Raw genomic sequence first — 15,982 nt, 5'->3', positions numbered from 1 at the left:
CGTCCCGTTCATTGCGGTGTGACAAAGATTTCGCTTGAGCAACAGTTGCGCCAGCGTTAGTATCTCCCGGTGAGCAGCCACGACCGAGTCTTCGACTCCCTCTACGGGTTCTTCTCCACGTGCGTGGCGACGGGTGACTCCGACACCGTCGACCACTTCATGGAGCTCGAGCTCTCGCTCAGCCAGGTCAAGGCGCTGTTCGTCCTGTCGCAGACGGACGAGCCGCTGCCGATCCACGTCCTGGCCGAGCGCATCCGCCTGTCCGTCGCCGCGACGGGCCGCGCGGTCGACCTGCTCGTGACGGCCGGTCTGGTCGGACGCCGCGAGAACCCCGCCGACCGACGCGTCAAGCACGTCACCATCACCCCCGCCGGCCGCGACGCGACCGATGCCCACATCGAGCTCAAGAAGGCCGCGATGCGCGCCCAGATCGCCCGGCTCGACCCCGCGGAGGCCGAACGCCTCCACGACGCCCTCGTCCCGCTGCTCGACCGCAGCCCCCTCGAACAGGAGCTCTCCGCATGACCTCAGCCCCACCCCCCGTCGTCGATCCCGACGACGACCGGATCACCCCCGACCTGCTCAAGATCGCCGGCGTCGTCGTCCTCGGCGCGATCATGTCGATCCTCGACGTCACGGTCGTCAACGTGGCCCTGCCGACGTTCCAGACCGAGCTGTCGAGCAACGGCGAGCCGCTGTCGTACTCGACCGTCGCGTGGACCGCGACGGCCTACATGCTCGCGCTGGCGGCCGTCATCCCCCTGACCGGGTGGGCCGCCGACCGCTTCGGCACCAAGCGCCTCTACATGACCGCGATCGCCCTGTTCACGCTCGGCTCGCTGCTGTGCGCGACGGCCTGGAACATCGAGGCCCTGATCGGCTTCCGCGTGCTGCAGGGCCTCGGCGGCGGCATGCTGATGCCGCTGGGCATGACGATCATGACCAAGGCGGCCGGCCCGCACCGCATGGGACGCCTCATGGCGATCCTGGGCGTGCCGATGCTCCTCGGCCCGATCCTGGGCCCGATCATCGGCGGCGTCCTGATCGACGCGGCGTCGTGGCACTGGGTCTTCCTGATCAACCTGCCGATCGGCATCATCGGCCTGCTCTACGCCCAGCGCGTCCTGCCCAAGGACGCCCCGGAGCCCAGCGAGGCCCTCGACGTGGTCGGCATGCTCCTGCTCTCGCCGGGCCTCGCGGCGCTGCTCTACGGCGTCTCCTCGATCCCCGAGGAGGGCACCGTCCTGGCGCTCAAGGTGCTGCTGCCCGCGATCGTGGGCGTGCTGCTGATCGCGGCCTTCGTCGTCTGGTCGTTCAAGCCGAAGCACCCGCTGCTCGACCTGCGCCTGTTCGCCGACCGCAACCTGACGGTCTCGATCATCACGATGTTCCTGTTCGCCGCCGCGTTCTTCGGAGCCCTGCTGCTCGTGCCGACCTACTTCCAGCAGGTCGACGGCTACTCGGTCAAGAAGGCCGGCCTGCTGATCGCCGCCCAGGGCATCGGCGCGATGCTGACGATGCCGATCGCCGGCGCGCTGACCGACAAGATGCCGGTCGGGCGCATCGTCCCGTTCGGCTTCCTCGGCATCCTGATCGGCATGTTCGGGCTGACGCAGAGCACGGATCCCGGCACGTCCGACTGGACCATCATGGGCTGGCTGTTCGTGACGGGCCTCGGCATGGGCGCGACGATGATGCCGCTGTTCACCTCGGCGCTCAAGACGCTCAAGGCCTCCGACGTGGCCCGCGGGTCGACGCTGCTCAACGTCACGCAGCAGGTCGCCAGCGCGACCGGCATCGCGACGATCTCGGTCGTCCTGACCAACGCCATGAAGAGCGGCTCGGTCATCGCCGGCTCGGAGAACCTGCCGGGCGTCGAGGGCGGGCTGACGCCGGCCCAGCTCGCGGCCAGCTCCAACACCGACCAGGGTCAGGGCCTGGTCGACGCGCTCGGCGTGCCCGCCAACGTCCTGGCGCAGGGCCTCCAGGACCTCGCCGACGCCTTCCAGTCGTCGTACTGGGTCGCGTTCTTCGTGCTGGTCGTGACGCTCGTGCCCGTGGCGTTCCTGCCCCGCAAGCGCGAGAAGTCGCACCTGCTCGACGCCGAGGACGGCACGACGCCGCCGATCATGATGCACTGACCGGTCCTCGACCGACGACGGCCCCGCCCGGGCACGACCCGGGCGGGGCCGTCGCACGTCCCGCGACCCTGTGGCCCACGCCACATAGGCTGGGCGCGTCGGGGTCGTCCGAGCCCCGTCGAGGAGGTCCGATGTCGTCCACCCGAGCCAGCACCGTCGACGGGGTGCTGCAGCGCAGCGCCCGCCGGCACCCCGACCGGACGGCCCTGCTGTTCGCCGAACGCGTCTGGACGTACGCCGAGCTCGACGACGCGGTCAGTCGTGCCGCTCGCGTGCTGCTCGACCTCGGGCTGCGCCACGGCGACCGCGTGGCGACGTACGGACGCAACTCCGACGCGTACCTGCTGGCCTACCTGGGCTGCGCCCGCGCGGGGCTCGTCCACGTCCCGATCAACTACGCGCTGACGGGCGACGAGCTGGCCTACCTCGTTGACGACTCCGGCAGCCGCGCGGTGCTGGTCGATCCGCCGCTGCGGCCGGCCCTCGACGCCGCGGGCCTCGACGTCGCGATCGTCGTGCCGCTGCGCGACGCCGGCGGGTCGCTGCTCGAGCGGGCGTCGACCGGCGAGGTGCCCGTGCTCGACGTCGAGGTCTCCGACTCCGACCTCGTGCAGCTGCTCTACACGTCCGGCACGACGTCGAGGCCCAAGGGCGCCATGATGACCCACCGCGCGCTGGTGCACGAGTACGTCTCGTCGATCGTCGCGCTCGACCTGGCCGAGTCCGACGACCCGCTGCACCCCATGCCGCTGTATCACTCCGCGGGCATGCACGTGTTCCTGATGCCCTACCTGGCGGTCGGCGCGACCAACCACCTCATGGAGGCGCCCGACATCCCCGAGGTCCTGCGCCTGGTCGAGGAACGGTCGCTCAGGTCGGTGTTCCTCGCGCCGACCGTGTGGGTGCCGTTGTCGCAGCACCCCGACGCCGGCACCCGCGACCTGTCGAGCCTGCGCAAGGCCTTCTACGGCGCGTCGATCATGCCGCAGCCCGTGCTGCACCGGCTGCAGGAGGCGCTCCCGGACCTGGGTTTCTGGAACTGCTTCGGCCAGTCGGAGATCGGGCCGCTCGCGACGGTGCTGCGTCCCGAGGAGCACGCCGAGCGCTCCGACTCGTGCGGACGGTCCGTGCTGTTCGTCGAGGTCCGGGTCGTCGACGCCGACGGAGACGACGTGCCGGCGGGGGAGGCCGGCGAGGTCGTCTACCGCTCGCCCCAGCTCTGCGAGGGCTACTGGAACAAGCCCGACGAGACCGCCGAGGCGTTCCGCGACGGCTGGTTCCACTCCGGCGACCTGGTCCGCGTCGACGCGCAGGGCTACCTGACGGTCGTCGACCGCATCAAGGACGTCATCAACACCGGCGGCGTGCTGGTGGCGTCGCGCGAGGTCGAGGACGCGCTCTACACGCACCCCGCCGTGGCCGAGGTCGCCGTGATCGGCACGCCCGACGACCGCTGGATCGAGGCCGTCACGGCGGTCGTGGTGACCACGGCGCCCGTCACGCCCGACGAGCTGATCGCCCACGCGCGGCAGAGCCTGGCCGGCTTCAAGGTGCCCAAGCACGTCCACCTCGTCGACGAGCTGCCGCGCAACCAGTCGGGCAAGCTGCTCAAGCGCGTGCTGCGCGACGGGCTCGATCGATGACGGGCCCGGGGCCCTGGTTCCTCGAGGACTTCGCGGTCGGACAGGTGCTCACGACACAGGCCCGCACCGTCACGGAGGCCGACGTCGTGGCGTTCGCGGCGTCGACGTGGGACACCAACGAGGTGCACACCGACGCCGTCGCGGCCGCCGACGGACGGTTCGGCGAGCGCATCGCGCACGGCCTGCTGGGGATGTCGTACGCGATGGGACTCGTGTCGCGGCTCGGCGTGTTCGAGGGCAGCTCGGTCGCGCTCCTCGGGGTGGAGGACTGGCGCTTCGTCGCACCCGTCCGGATCGGCGACACGATCACGTGCCGGCTCGAGATCGTCGGCGTGCGACGCACCAGCGCGGGCGACACGGGGGTCGTCGACCGCCTGTTCACCCTGGTCGACCAGCGCGGCGGGATCGTCCAGCAGGGACGGATCCCGCTGATGGTGAGGGCCCGCGACCGGACGTGAGGCTCAGCTCTCGCGGTGCACCTTGTGCTGGGCCGCCTGCGCGAGCGGCTTGATGACCATCAGGTCGACGTTGACGTGGTGCGGCCGCGTCGCGACCCACACGATCGCGTCGGCGACGTCCTCGGCCACGAGCGGCTCGCGGACGCCGGCGTAGATCGCGTCGGCGCGGGCCTCGTCGCCCCCGAAGCGGTTGAGAGAGAACTCGTCGGTGCGCACCATGCCGGGGGCGATCTCGGTGACGCGGACCGGCTGGCCGTTGAGCTCGAGGCGCAGCGTCTCGGTCATCGCCGTCACGCCGTGCTTCGCGGCGGTGTAGCCGCCGCCGCCCTCGTACGTGATGTGACCCGCGGTCGAGCCGAGGTTGACGAGCGTCCCGGCCCCGCTGGCCACGAGGGCCGGCAGCAGCGCCTTGGTCACCAGCAGCGTGCCGATGACGTTGACCTCGAACATGCGGCGCCAGTCGTCCGCGTCGGCGGCCGACACGGGGTCGACGCCGAGCGCCCCGCCCGCGTTGTTGAGCAGCAGGTCGAGGGACGGGCCGACGGCCTCGGCGAGCGCGGCGACCTGCGTCTCGTCCGTCACGTCGCACGTGACGGCGGTGCCGCCGATCTCGGCGGCGAGCGTCTCGATGCGGTCGGTGCGGCGGGCCACGCAGAACACGTGGAACCCCTGGTGGGCGAGGGCGCGGGCGGTGGCGGCACCGATGCCGCTGCTGGCTCCGGTCACGACGGCGGTGGGCATGGGCCCATCGTGTCAGACCACTGCGGGTGCACGCTGACGCGCAGGTGGGACGATGGAGTCGAAAGGTGGGTGCCCATGCTCCGGCGAATCGCGATGCTGTCGGCTCACACGTCTCCGCTGGAGCAGCCGGGCGACGGCGACGCCGGTGGCATGAACGTGTACGTGCTCGAGCTGTCCCGCCAGCTCGCCGCGCGCGGCATCGAGGTCGAGATCTTCACCCGTGCGACGTCCCGCCACCAGCCGGCCGTGCACGACGCCGAGCCGGGCATCCGGGTGCACCACGTCGCCGCGGGCCCCTTCGAGGGGCTCGAGAAGAACGACCTGCCGTCGCAGCTGTGCTCGTTCGTCCGCGACGTGCTGCGCGCCGAGGTCGAGCGCGAGCCGGGCCACTTCGACCTCGTCCACTCGCACTACTGGCTGTCGGGCCAGGTCGGCACCGTGGCGCGCGAGCGGTGGGACGTCCCGCTGGTGCACACGATGCACACGATGGCCAAGGTCAAGAACGCGATGCTGGCCGAGGGCGACGCCGCCGAGCCGATCGGCCGCATCTACGGCGAGGAGGAGATCGTCCGTCTCGCCGACCGCCTGATCGCCAACACGGCCGAGGAGCGGCGCGAGCTGGTCGAGCTCTACGGCGCGTCGCCCGAGCGGGTCGCGGTCGTCCACCCGGGCGTCGACCTCGAGGTGTTCACGCCGGGACGCCAGGACGAGGCCCGGCGTCGTCTCGGCATCGAGCCCGATGCGGCCCTCCTGCTCTTCGCCGGACGCATCCAGCCGCTCAAGGCCCCGGACGTCGTCCTGCGCGCGGCCGCCGAGATGCTCCGCGCCGACCCCGCCCTGCGATCGCGCCTCGTCGTCGCGGTCGTCGGCGGGGCGTCGGGCTCGGGCCTCGACCAACCCACGTCCCTGTCCGACCTCGGCGTCGAGCTCGGCATCGACGACGTCGTCCGCTTCGTGCCGACCGTGGCGCAGCGCGAGCTCGCCGACTGGTACTCGGCGGCGTCCGTCGTCTGCGTGCCGTCGCACAACGAGTCGTTCGGGCTCGTCGCGATCGAGGCGCAGGCCTGCGGCACGCCCGTCGTCGCGGCGCGCGTCGGCGGCCTGTCGACGTCGGTGTCCGACGGCGTCACGGGCGTGCTGATCGACGGCCACGACCCCGTCGACTACGCCGCCGCGATCCACCACCTGCTGACCGACCCCGCCGCCCGCGAGGCGATGAGCCACAAGGCCGTCCGCCACGCCGAGGGCTTCGGGTGGGACGTCACCGCCGACCGCACGCTCGGCGTCTACGCCGAGGCCGTCACCGCCCGCCAGGAGGCATCCGCATGACCGACACGACCGCAGACGACGTCCGGCGCACCATCATCGACACGCTGGAGGCGGCGTCGCTGGCCTACACCGAGCACCAGACCGGCACGTTCGAGGTGACCCTGCCGGGCGAGCGCAAGCTGCAGACGACGTGCCGTCTCGACATCGGGCGGCACGCGCTCGGCGTCCACGCCTTCGTCGCCCGCAACCCCGACGAGAACCACCAGGTCGTCTACCGCTGGCTGCTCGAGCGCAACCTCAAGATGTTCGGCGTCGCGTTCGCGGTCGACTCCGCCGGCGACATCTACCTCGACGGACGGGTGCCGCTGGGATCGGTGACCCCGGACGAGCTCGACCGCATCCTCGGCTCGGTGCTGACGTACGCCGACGAGTCGTTCAACACGATCCTCGAGCTGGGCTTCGCCACGTCGATCCGCAAGGAGTGGGAGTGGCGCGAGTCGCGCGGCGAGTCGACCCGCAACCTCGACGCCTTCAAGCACCTCCGTCCCTGACCGACCGGCGCGGTCCACCAGGTCTCGCGTAGCGTTCTCGGGGTGAAGGTCATCGTGTTCGCCGACGTGACGGATCCGTGGGCCTACATCGGCTCGACCCGCTTCGAGCGGGCCGCGGCGATGTTCTCGATCCTGACGGGCGAGCCGATCGAGCTGACCTACCGTGCCCTGCTGCTCGAGCCCGACGAGCCGAGCGACGGCCGGCTGCTGCTCGAGGCGCTCGACGAGCGCCTGGGTGGACGCGACCAGGTCGAGCTCCTGAACGCCCAGGTCACCGCGGCCGCCCGCATCACGGGCATCGACCTCAACTTCGACGAGGCCGTGCAGGCCAACTCGTTCGACGCGTGGCGGCTGCTCACGTGGGCCGACGAGTCCGGGCCCGGCTTCCAGCGCGACCTGCTGCACCAGCTGTGGCGCGCGCACTTCCTCGAGGGCGCCGACATCGGCGACCCGTTCACGCTCGCGACCCGCGCCGCGCTCGTCGGGCTCGAGCTCGAGACGGCCGAGGCGCTGCTCGCCAGCACCGAGTACGCCGACGAGGTGCGGACGCAGGACGAGGTGGGCACGTCGCTCGAGGTGGCGCAGCTGCCGTACGTCGCGATCGAGCAGCGGTGGACGCTCGTGGGCATGCAGTCGCAGAACGACTACGTGCAGGCCCTCCACCAGATCTACACCGAGTGGAAGGCCGAGCAGCCCTCCGAGGAGTGAGCGATAGGCTCGTGCCATGAGCACCCTGATCCTCCTGCGCCACGGCCACAGCGAGTGGAACGCCAAGAACCTGTTTACGGGATGGGTCGACGTCGACCTCAACGAGCAGGGCGTCGAGGAGGCTCACCGGGGCGCGACGATGCTCGCCGACGCCGATCTGCTGCCCGACGTCTCGCACACGTCGCTGCTGCGGCGCGCGATCCGCACGTCGCAGATCGTGCTCGACGGCATCGACCGCCACTGGATCCCCGTCAAGCGGTCGTGGCGGCTCAACGAGCGTCACTACGGTGCGCTGCAGGGCAAGGACAAGAAGGCCACGCTCGAGCAGTACGGCGAGGAGCAGTTCATGACCTGGCGCCGGTCGTACGACACGCCGCCGCCGGCGATCGCCGACGACGACGAGTTCAGCCAGGCCGCCGACCCCCGCTACGCCGCGCTGCCCGACGAGCTCCTGCCGCGCACCGAGGCCCTGGCCCAGGTGCTCGACCGCATGCTGCCCTACTGGTACGACGCGATCGTGCCCGACCTGCTCGACGACAAGGTCGTCCTCGTGACGGCGCACGGCAACTCGCTGCGCGCGCTCGTCAAGCACCTCGACGGGCTCGGCGAGGACGAGGTCGTGGGACTCAACATCCCCACCGGCATCCCGCTGGTCTACGAGCTCGACGCCGACCTGCGCCCGACCGTCAAGGGCGGCCAGTACCTCGACCCGTCCGCGGCCGAGGCCGCCATCGCCGCCGTGGCCAACCAGGGCCGCTGACCCGCTGAGGAGCGGGTTACGGCCCCTCGAGGAGTGAGTCGTCGTCCCATTGTTGTGGGGCTGTAGACGTCCGTGCTCAGCGGACGCGAACCGTGACGCGCGCGCTGGCGGCCATGACGCCCGGCTGGGCGGCGTATCGGACCGTGAAGGTGTGGCGGCCCTTCTTGAGGCGCGTCAGCCTCACTGTCGCGATGCCATTCGTGACCTTGACCGCACGCTTCACGGCCTTGCGTCCGTCGAGGATCGTCGCGGTGGCGGCGCGTCTGGGCGTGACGCGGATCTTCAGCGTTGCTGCTCCCCGCTTGGTGGAGCGGCCTGTCAGCGACACGACCGGGCGGATCGGGGCGGGGGGCGACACGATCGGGCGTGCTCGCACCGCCGTGGGGAGCGACGTCGCCGCGGCGCGGTGAGGGAAGTACCCGTAGGCGTTGCCGGTGACACGCAGCGAGACCTGTCGTCCCGCGTCCGCGTCGGTGAGCAGATAGTCCGGCGAGGTCGCGCGGGGTATCTCGGTGCCGTCACGGAGCCACTGGAAGGACAGCCTGAAATACTCGCTCTCCACGCTCGGGACCCACGTGCCCTGGCGCCCCGTCAGCACTGATCCGACGACGGCGTCGCCTCCGACGGTCGGGACGGACAGGTTCTGTACCTTCACGACGATGACCCCGGCGTGCTTCGTCACGGGGTAGGAGTAGTAACCCGGCTTGGTGCCGGTGAGCGTCGCGCGGATGGACCAGCCGAGATCTTCCGGGGTCGGGGTGTAGGTCCGCTGCGTGGCGCCGGGGATGGCCTCGTCGGTGTTGTCCTGGTTCGGCACGCTGCGGATCCATTGGTAGGCGACATCGACATCGGGGACGACGACGCCGCCATCGGTGACCCATGGGGCGGGATTCGCGTCCAGGGTGTGTCCCGGGTGGGGGAGACCGAGCACCGGGCTGTCTGGTGCGTACAAGGGACGGTCGGCGTTGATCGGGCCGATCTGCGCAGTTGTCGTGGTCCGCTCGCCGAGCTCAGGGTGCGTCACGGTGACGCGGGCCGAGATCATGTGGCCCTCGTCCTCCGGCTGGATGTCGTAGGACGAGTACGAGGAAGACTCCAGGACCGTCGTGCCGTCACGCAGCCACGTGAACTTCGCCGCGTAGGGGCCCGGGCGCCACTCGCCTTGGTTGGCGCCGAGGCTCTCGCCGACCCGGGGCGTGCCCCAGATGTCCGGCGGCGACACGAGAATCCACTCGTCGGCCGCTTCCGCCTGTGCCGCCGGCACGACCGACGGCGCAAGGACGAGCCCCACCATCAGTGCGAGGAACGCGATGACGGGGACCGCGGACGAGCGTGGGTGGGACATGGGTCTCCTGAGAGTGTGGCAAGGGCGAGGGCTCACCCTGTGTGTCCGGCGGTCCGCCTGTACTTGGTTCTCGCTCACGGCCGGTCCCGTCCGATGATCGAGCCCGCCGCTGACCCGCTGAGGAGGGGGTTACGGCCCCTCGAGGAGGAGCAGACCGACGCGGGGGAGGGCGACAACCCTCCCGTCGAGGGGCGGCGACCCCCTCGTCAGCTGTCGTACTTGTAGCCGAGGCCTCGGACCGTCGTCAGGGTGATGGGGTTGGTGGGGTCGGGCTCGATCTTGGCGCGCAGGCGCTTGACGTGGACGTCGAGCGTCTTGGTGTCGCCCACGTAGTCGGCGCCCCAGACCCGGTCGATGAGCTGACCGCGGGTCAGCACGCGACCGGGGTTGCGCAGGAAGTACTCGAGCAGCTCGAACTCCTTGAGCGGGAACTTGGTCTCCGACCCGTCGATCGTCACGAGGTGCCGGTCGACGTCCATCCGCACGCGGCCCGCCTCGAGCGACGCGTTGTCGTCGACCTCGTCGGTCGCGCCGCGGCGCAGCACGGCGCGGATGCGGGCCACCAGCTCGCGCGGCGAGTACGGCTTGGTGACGTAGTCGTCGGCGCCGAGCTCGAGGCCCACGACCTTGTCGACCTCGGTGTCCTTGGCGCTGACCATGATGATCGGGACCGACGACGTCTGGCGGATCGCCCGGCAGACCTCGGTGCCCGACAGCCCCGGCAGCATCAGGTCGAGCAGCACGATGTCGGCGCCCCCGCGATCGAACTCCGTCAAGGCGTCGGGGCCCGTCTCGGCGATCGCGACGTCGAACCCCTCCTTGCGCAGGACGTACGACAGCGCCTCGCTGTAGCTCGTCTCGTCCTCGACGACCAAGACCTTCGTCACGCGTGCTTCCCTTCGGTACGGCTGAGTGCCTCAGCGCTGCTGAGGTGGGTGGAGCGGTGGAGGCCGTCGATCTCGTCGGCCTCGTCGATCTCGTGCTGGTAGGCCGGCAGGACGAGCGTGAAGGACGAGCCGAGGCCCGGCTCGCTCCACACCTCGACGGTCCCGCCGTTGCTGGCCGCGACGTGCTTGACGATCGACAGGCCGAGGCCGGTGCCGCCGGTGGCGCGGGCCCGGGCGGGGTCGACGCGGTAGAAGCGCTCGAAGATGCGGTCGAGCTCCTCGCCGGGGATGCCGATGCCGTTGTCGGTGACGGTCAGGCGCACGTCGCCGTCGTCGAGCTGGGCCGTGACGGTGACGCGCGAGCCCTCGGGGCTGTAGGTCACGGCGTTCTCGACGAGGTTGCTGACGGCGGCGTGCAGCTGCGACCGGTCGCCGTGCACCTGCAGGTCGGGCTCGACGGACGTCGCGATCTCGATCTTCTTGTGCTCGGCCTCGGTCGCGGAGTGCTCGCACGCCTCGCCGACGAGCTCCCCGACCTTGATCGCGGTGGCGTCATCGCTGAGGATGTCGTTCTGCAGGCGCGACAGGTCGATGATCTGCTGCACTAGGCGGGTCAGGCGCTCGCTCTCGAGGTGCATGCGGCTCGAGAAGCGCACGACGGCCTCGGGGTCGTCCTTGGCCTCGCCGACCGCCTCGGCCAGCAGGTTGAGGGCGCCGACGGGGGTCTTGAGCTCGTGGCTGACGTTGGCGACGAAGTCGCGGCGGATCGACTCGACGCGCTGCTCGCGCGTGCGGTCGTCGGCCAGCACGAGGATCAGGCGCGACGTCAGCGGCGCGACGCGTGCGTGGATGTACGACGTCGTGCCGCGCTTGGGCTGCAGCGAGATGTCGGCCTCGCGCACCTGGCCGTCGCGGCGCACCTGGCGCACCAGCGCCATGAGCTCGTCGGGCTCGAGGCGGTCGTCGTTGATGATGCCCATCGCGATCGCGGGGGCCGACGCCTTGACGACGGTGTCGCCGGAGTCGATCAGCACGGCCGAGGACGACAGCACCGACAGGACGAGCTCGGCGCCTGGGGGGACCACGGGTGTCGGCTGCTCGGCCACGGTGTGCTGCGTCCTCTCGCTGAATCTCCACAGGTACGTGACCATGGCGCCGATGACGGCGCCTATCGCTCCCGCGATCACGAGACCTGCGCTGATGTCCACACGATGATCGTAGGGGGCCGCGGCAGCTGCGGACGTCCACGGAGGCCCGGGGCGACAGTGCTTTCGACTGCCGTTCACGCCCCGTTCACCGGGGGTCGCCGTCCGTTCACCCCGTCTCCCTAGGGTGGGGGGCATGCGCGATCAGTATTACGAACAGCTCGACGCCATCGTCGACGACCTGGTGGACCTGACCGGAACCGTGCGCGGTGCGGTCGCCGATGCGACGAAGGCCCTGCTCGAGGCAGACGGCCAGATCGCGGAGTCCGTCATCGCCGGCGACCGGCTCATCGACGAGGCCACCGAGACCATCGAGGAGCGCACGCTGCTGCTCCTCGCGACGCAGCAGCCGGTCGCGACCGACCTGCGCCAGCTCGTCGCGACCCTGCGGATGCTCGCGGACCTGCAGCGCATGGGCGATCTCTCGGTGCACGTCGCCAAGATCGCGCGTCGCCGCATGCCCGAGTCGGCGGTGCCGCTCAACCTGCACCCGACGATCCTGTCGATGGCGTCCGTCGCCGACTCGATGATCGACTCCGCCTCGCGCATCGTGGCCAACCGCGACGTCGCGAAGGCGGCGCAGCTCGAGGCCGAGGACGACGAGATGGACCTGCTGCGCAAGGACCTCTTCCGCGCGCTGCTGGCCGACTCGTGGGACCACGGGGTCGAGCCGGCCGTCGACATCGCCCTGCTGGGCCGCTACTACGAGCGCATCGGCGACCACGCGGTCTCGATGGCCCGCCGCGTCGTCTACCTGGTCACGGGCCAGCTGACCTGAGCCCGGCGGCGTCCACCCCGCCGCGGCTCGACGACAAGACCCCCACTGCCTGCCGCAGTGGGGGTCTTTCGTGTGCTGGTCCTGCGTGTACTGGGGGCGGGTGGTCGTCCTACTCGGACGCCGAGCCGCCGCCGCTGACGGCGTTCGGTACCAGTCCGTCGCCGCCGGCGACGTCGTCGTACTCGGCCGCGTGGTCGGCGCGGGCCACGACGGGGGCGTTGACGACGAGCTCGGGGGAGTCGCTGAACGTGAACGTGACCTTGACGTAGTCGCCCGGCTCGGCACCCTCGCCCACGACGAAGACGCTGTCGGGCGTCTCGCCGCCCAGCGTCGTCAGGAGCTTGGACGGCAGCGACAGCGGCGACTTGGGCTTGGTGACCGTCAGGGACTCGCCCTGCTCGTCGGTCACGCTGACCCCGGTGAGCGTCTGCTCGTCGTCGAGGTTGTTGACCAGACCGGCCGACACGGTGGCGGACCCGTCGCGGTTGCCGACGAGCAGCGTGTTGTGCGACTCGACGTCTCCGCGCTCGTTGGCGCCGACGGCCGGCTGGTACACCTGGTTGGTCTGCGCGCCGAAGCTCGTACCGCAGGCCGTGAGGGTCAGGCCGGCGACGACGGTCAGGGAGACGGCGGTCAGACGGCGACGTCGTACGGAGCTCACCAGTGCACTCTTTCGTCGGGGGAGGGGGGTCGGGCGGAACGGGCCCACAGGACCCACCCCGATGGTATCGGAGGTCCGCCGTGCCGGTGCCTTTGACCTGCTGACACATCGTCTGCTATGGCGTCCATCCCCTGAAAGCGCAGGGTCCCGCGTGGGTTCCTCATGGTATTCTTGGAATCTACGAAGGGTGTTTTCTCTATGACTTTTACTGTCGGCGAAACCGTTGTGTATCCCAATCACGGCGCTGCAGTCATCGAGGACATCGAGACCCGGACGATCAAGGGCGAGGAGCGTGATTACCTCGTGCTGCGCATCGTCTCGCAGAACGACCTGGTCGTTCGCGTCCCCGCGTGCAACCTTGATCTGGTCGGAGTTCGCGACGTCGTCGACGAGGCAGGGCTCGAGCGGGTCTTCGGGGTCCTGCGGGCCGAGCACGTCGAGGAGCCGACCAACTGGTCGCGCCGCTACAAGGCGAACCTCGAGAAGCTGCACTCCGGCGATGTCCTGAAGGTCGCGGAGGTCGTGCGCGACCTGTGGCGCCGCGATCACGAGCGCGGCCTGTCCGCCGGTGAGAAGCGCATGCTGGCCAAGGCCCGTCAGATCCTGGTCTCCGAGCTCGCGCTCGCCGAGAAGACCAACGAGGACAAGGCCGAGACCCGTCTCGACGAGGTCCTCGCGTCCTGAGCTGAGCCGTCGCAGCCCCGGTCCCCGCCACGCGGGGGCCGGGGCTGCGTCGTGTCATGCCCGCGCGTCGGCTCAGCGGGGGACGACGAGGGCCGTGGCGATCGCTGCGATGCCCTCTCCGCGTCCGGTGAGACCGAGGCCGTCGGTCGTCGTGGCCGAGAGGCTCACGGGGCCTCCGACGGCGTCGCCCAGCACGCGCTGGGCCTGCTCGCGGCGCGGGCCGATCTTCGGTCGGTTGCCGATGACCTGCACCGAGACGTTGCCGACCGTCCAGCCGTGATCGTGCAGGCGGCGGGCCGTCTCGACCAGGAAGTCGACGCCGGCCGCCCCCGACCACTGCGGGTCGGACGTGCCGAAGTGGCTGCCGATGTCGCCGATGCCCGCGGCGCCGAGCAGCGCGTCGACGATCGCGTGCGCGACGCAGTCGCCGTCGGAGTGACCCTCGAGCCCCTGGGCCTCGTCGGGCCACGACAGCCCGGCCAGCCACAGCGGACGCCCGTCGACGAGGCGGTGGACGTCGGTGCCGATGCCGATGCGCGCTGAGGTCACCCCGCGATCATGCCATTTCGTCCGGCGGGGGTTGGCGCGGCGCGGGAGGATGGCGGGGTGAGAACCCGATCGACCGTCGCCGGTGTGCTGGCGGCCGCAGCAGCCCTGGCGGCGAGCGAGGCGCTCGCCGCGGTGCTCGACCTGCGCGAGTCGCCCGTGCTGTCGGTGGGCCAGTCGGTCATCGCCCTGACGCCCGGTCCGGTCGCCGAGGCGATCATCGGCGTCGTCGGCACCAACGACAAGCCGCTCGCCGTCGCGAGCGTCGTCGTCGCGATCCTGCTGCTGGGCGCGCTCGTCGGGCGCTGGTGGCTCACCCGCAGGCTCGCGGCCTGCACCGTCGTCGCCGTCCTCGTCGCGCTCGCCGCGGCCTCGGTGCTGACGCGGCCGTACGCCTCGCCCCAGGGCGTCTTCGCGGCGGTCGCGGGCGGCGTCGTGCTGATGGGCGTCCTGCAGCTGCTGCTGCCGCCGTCCCACGACCATGGCGCGACGAAGGACGGCCAGCACGCCGGTCGCGAGGCCGGCCACGACCCCTCGCGGCGCGTGTTCATCCGCACGGCGGCCCTGGTCGCCGCCGCGACCGTCGTCGTCGGCGCGGCGGGCCAGGCCCTGGCCTCGCGCCACCGTCGTCGTGAGGTCGTCGAGCGGGCCCGTGCCGCCCTGCGCATCCCGGCCCGTCCGGTCGTCGTGCCGGCCGGAGCCGATCTGCAGGTGCCCGACCAGGCGCCGTGGCTGACGCCCAACCGCGACTTCTACCGCATCGACACGTCGCTGCAGGCGCCCCTGATCGACCCTGCCGAGTGGACGCTGCGCATCCACGGCCTGGTCGACCGCGAGCTGACGCTGACGTACCAGGACCTCCTCGACCGTGGCCTGACCGACGCGTGGATCACGATCTGCTGCGTCTCCAACGAGGTCGGCGGCGACCTGATCGGCAACACGGTGTGGGGCGGCGTCCCGATCAAGGGCATCCTCGAGGAGGTCGGCGTGCAGGCCGGCGCCGACGCGCTGCTCTCGACGTCCGAGGACGGCTGGACGTGCGGCACGCCGCTCGACGCCCTGACGGACGGCCGCAACGCGCTGCTCGCCCTGACGATGAACGGCGAGCCGCTGCCGGTGCCCCACGGCTTCCCCGTGCGCCAGGTCGTCCCGGGGCTCTACGGCTACGTCTCGGCGACCAAGTGGGTCACCGACTGGGAGGTCACCCGCTTCGCCGACTTCGAGGCGTACTGGACGCAGCGGGGGTGGGGCGAGCGCGGGCCGATCAAGACCGAGTCGCGCATCGACGTCCCCCGCGACGGCAGCTCGGTCGGGGCCGGTCCCGTGACGGTCGCCGGGGTGGCGTGGGCGCAGCACGTCGGCGTCCAGGGCGTCGAGTTCCGCGTCGACGGCGGGCCGTGGAAGCCGGCGACGCTCGGCGTGGCCGCCAACGCCGACACGTGGGTGCAGTGGACGGGCGAGTGGGACGCCGAGCCCGGCGACCACACGATCGAGGCGCGGGCGACCGACGCGACCGGCGAGCCGCAGACCTCGAAGATCGCCGAGGTGCTGCCCGACGGCGCGACGGGCTACCCGCGCAGCAGCGTCCGCGTCAGCTGAGCCGCC

Annotated in this window: 17 protein-coding genes; 11 read left to right on the top strand and 6 right to left on the bottom strand. The window is 71.1% G+C overall.

What is annotated here, in order from left to right:
- Positions 1–69: 69 nt before the first annotated feature.
- The 4 genes from IFT73_RS07675 to IFT73_RS07660 all read left to right on the top strand — a co-directional run bounded on the left by IFT73_RS07675 (position 70) and on the right by IFT73_RS07660 (position 4,242).
- A complete protein-coding gene (locus tag IFT73_RS07675) occupies positions 70–525 on the top strand; it encodes a MarR family winged helix-turn-helix transcriptional regulator (protein ID WP_056611986.1) in 456 nt (151 codons plus the stop codon).
- Positions 522–2,141 (top strand): DHA2 family efflux MFS transporter permease subunit, encoded by a 1,620-nt coding sequence (locus IFT73_RS07670; RefSeq protein ID WP_192167125.1) that lies wholly within the window; start codon positions 522–524, stop codon positions 2,139–2,141. Before IFT73_RS07675 ends, IFT73_RS07670 begins: the two co-directional genes overlap by 4 nt.
- Before the next feature lie 131 nt (positions 2,142–2,272).
- Positions 2,273–3,784, top strand: a complete 1,512-nt coding sequence (locus tag IFT73_RS07665) for a fatty acyl-CoA synthetase (RefSeq protein ID WP_192167124.1) — start codon at positions 2,273–2,275, stop codon at positions 3,782–3,784.
- Positions 3,781–4,242 (top strand): MaoC/PaaZ C-terminal domain-containing protein, encoded by a 462-nt coding sequence (locus IFT73_RS07660; protein WP_192167123.1) that lies wholly within the window; start codon positions 3,781–3,783, stop codon positions 4,240–4,242. The genes IFT73_RS07665 and IFT73_RS07660 overlap by 4 nt, the downstream gene beginning before the upstream one ends.
- 3 nt (positions 4,243–4,245) lie before the next feature.
- Here the strand turns inward: IFT73_RS07660 and IFT73_RS07655 are convergent, their stop codons facing one another.
- Positions 4,246–4,983 carry an SDR family oxidoreductase gene (locus tag IFT73_RS07655; RefSeq protein ID WP_192167122.1) on the bottom strand — a complete coding sequence of 246 codons (738 nt, stop codon included), beginning with the start codon at positions 4,981–4,983 and terminating at the stop codon, positions 4,246–4,248.
- A gap of 75 nt (positions 4,984–5,058) precedes the next feature.
- On the opposite strand from IFT73_RS07655, the gene mshA reads away from it, so the two are divergent.
- Genes mshA through IFT73_RS07635 form a run of 4 tightly spaced genes read left to right on the top strand, consistent with a single transcriptional unit; the run spans position 5,059 to position 8,271 of the window.
- Complete coding sequence (mshA, locus tag IFT73_RS07650; protein ID WP_192167121.1) at positions 5,059–6,312, top strand: D-inositol-3-phosphate glycosyltransferase; 1,254 nt, start codon at positions 5,059–5,061, stop codon at positions 6,310–6,312.
- Positions 6,309–6,803 carry a YbjN domain-containing protein gene (locus IFT73_RS07645; protein ID WP_192167120.1) on the top strand — a complete coding sequence of 165 codons (495 nt, stop codon included), beginning with the start codon at positions 6,309–6,311 and terminating at the stop codon, positions 6,801–6,803. The genes mshA and IFT73_RS07645 overlap by 4 nt, the downstream gene beginning before the upstream one ends.
- 42 nt (positions 6,804–6,845) lie before the next feature.
- Positions 6,846–7,511, top strand: coding sequence for a DsbA family protein (locus tag IFT73_RS07640; protein ID WP_192167119.1), 666 nt, complete (start codon positions 6,846–6,848; stop codon positions 7,509–7,511).
- Positions 7,512–7,527: 16 nt separating this feature from the next.
- The gene (locus tag IFT73_RS07635; RefSeq protein WP_192167118.1) at positions 7,528–8,271 is read left to right on the top strand and encodes a phosphoglyceromutase; all 744 of its coding nucleotides are present in this window, start codon (positions 7,528–7,530) and stop codon (positions 8,269–8,271) included.
- A 76-nt stretch (positions 8,272–8,347) separates the two neighbouring features.
- Here the strand turns inward: IFT73_RS07635 and IFT73_RS07630 are convergent, their stop codons facing one another.
- From IFT73_RS07630 to IFT73_RS07620, 3 genes are all read right to left on the bottom strand, one after another.
- Complete coding sequence (locus IFT73_RS07630; RefSeq protein ID WP_192167117.1) at positions 8,348–9,565, bottom strand: hypothetical protein; 1,218 nt, start codon at positions 9,563–9,565, stop codon at positions 8,348–8,350.
- Positions 9,566–9,822: 257 nt separating this feature from the next.
- Positions 9,823–10,503 carry a response regulator transcription factor gene (locus IFT73_RS07625; RefSeq protein ID WP_056612012.1) on the bottom strand — a complete coding sequence of 227 codons (681 nt, stop codon included), beginning with the start codon at positions 10,501–10,503 and terminating at the stop codon, positions 9,823–9,825.
- Positions 10,500–11,711, bottom strand: coding sequence for an ATP-binding protein (locus IFT73_RS07620; protein WP_192167116.1), 1,212 nt, complete (start codon positions 11,709–11,711; stop codon positions 10,500–10,502). Before IFT73_RS07620 ends, IFT73_RS07625 begins: the two co-directional genes overlap by 4 nt.
- Positions 11,712–11,844: 133 nt before the next feature.
- On the opposite strand from IFT73_RS07620, the gene phoU reads away from it, so the two are divergent.
- Positions 11,845–12,486, top strand: a complete 642-nt coding sequence (phoU, locus tag IFT73_RS07615; protein WP_056612015.1) for a phosphate signaling complex protein PhoU — start codon at positions 11,845–11,847, stop codon at positions 12,484–12,486.
- A gap of 109 nt (positions 12,487–12,595) precedes the next feature.
- Here the strand turns inward: phoU and IFT73_RS07610 are convergent, their stop codons facing one another.
- A complete protein-coding gene (locus IFT73_RS07610) occupies positions 12,596–13,147 on the bottom strand; it encodes a hypothetical protein (RefSeq protein ID WP_056612017.1) in 552 nt (183 codons plus the stop codon).
- A gap of 198 nt (positions 13,148–13,345) precedes the next feature.
- On the opposite strand from IFT73_RS07610, the gene IFT73_RS07605 reads away from it, so the two are divergent.
- Complete coding sequence (locus tag IFT73_RS07605) at positions 13,346–13,831, top strand: CarD family transcriptional regulator (RefSeq protein ID WP_056612020.1); 486 nt, start codon at positions 13,346–13,348, stop codon at positions 13,829–13,831.
- 72 nt (positions 13,832–13,903) lie between these two features.
- Here IFT73_RS07605 and ispF read toward each other — a convergent pair whose 3' ends face one another.
- On the bottom strand, positions 13,904–14,380 hold the full coding sequence (gene ispF / locus IFT73_RS18870; protein ID WP_371811196.1) for a 2-C-methyl-D-erythritol 2,4-cyclodiphosphate synthase: 477 nt from the start codon (positions 14,378–14,380) through the stop codon (positions 13,904–13,906).
- A gap of 57 nt (positions 14,381–14,437) precedes the next feature.
- Here ispF and IFT73_RS07595 point away from each other — a divergent pair, with 57 nt between their 5' ends.
- Positions 14,438–15,976 carry a molybdopterin-dependent oxidoreductase gene (locus tag IFT73_RS07595; RefSeq protein ID WP_197983988.1) on the top strand — a complete coding sequence of 513 codons (1,539 nt, stop codon included), beginning with the start codon at positions 14,438–14,440 and terminating at the stop codon, positions 15,974–15,976.
- The last annotated feature ends 6 nt before the right edge of the window (positions 15,977–15,982 follow it).

The sequence above is a fragment of the Aeromicrobium sp. CFBP 8757 genome (assembly GCF_014841755.1).
Lineage (GTDB): Bacteria > Actinomycetota > Actinomycetes > Propionibacteriales > Nocardioidaceae > Aeromicrobium.
Note: the sequence above shows the minus strand (reverse complement) of the source record. Positions and strands in the feature narration are given on the sequence as shown.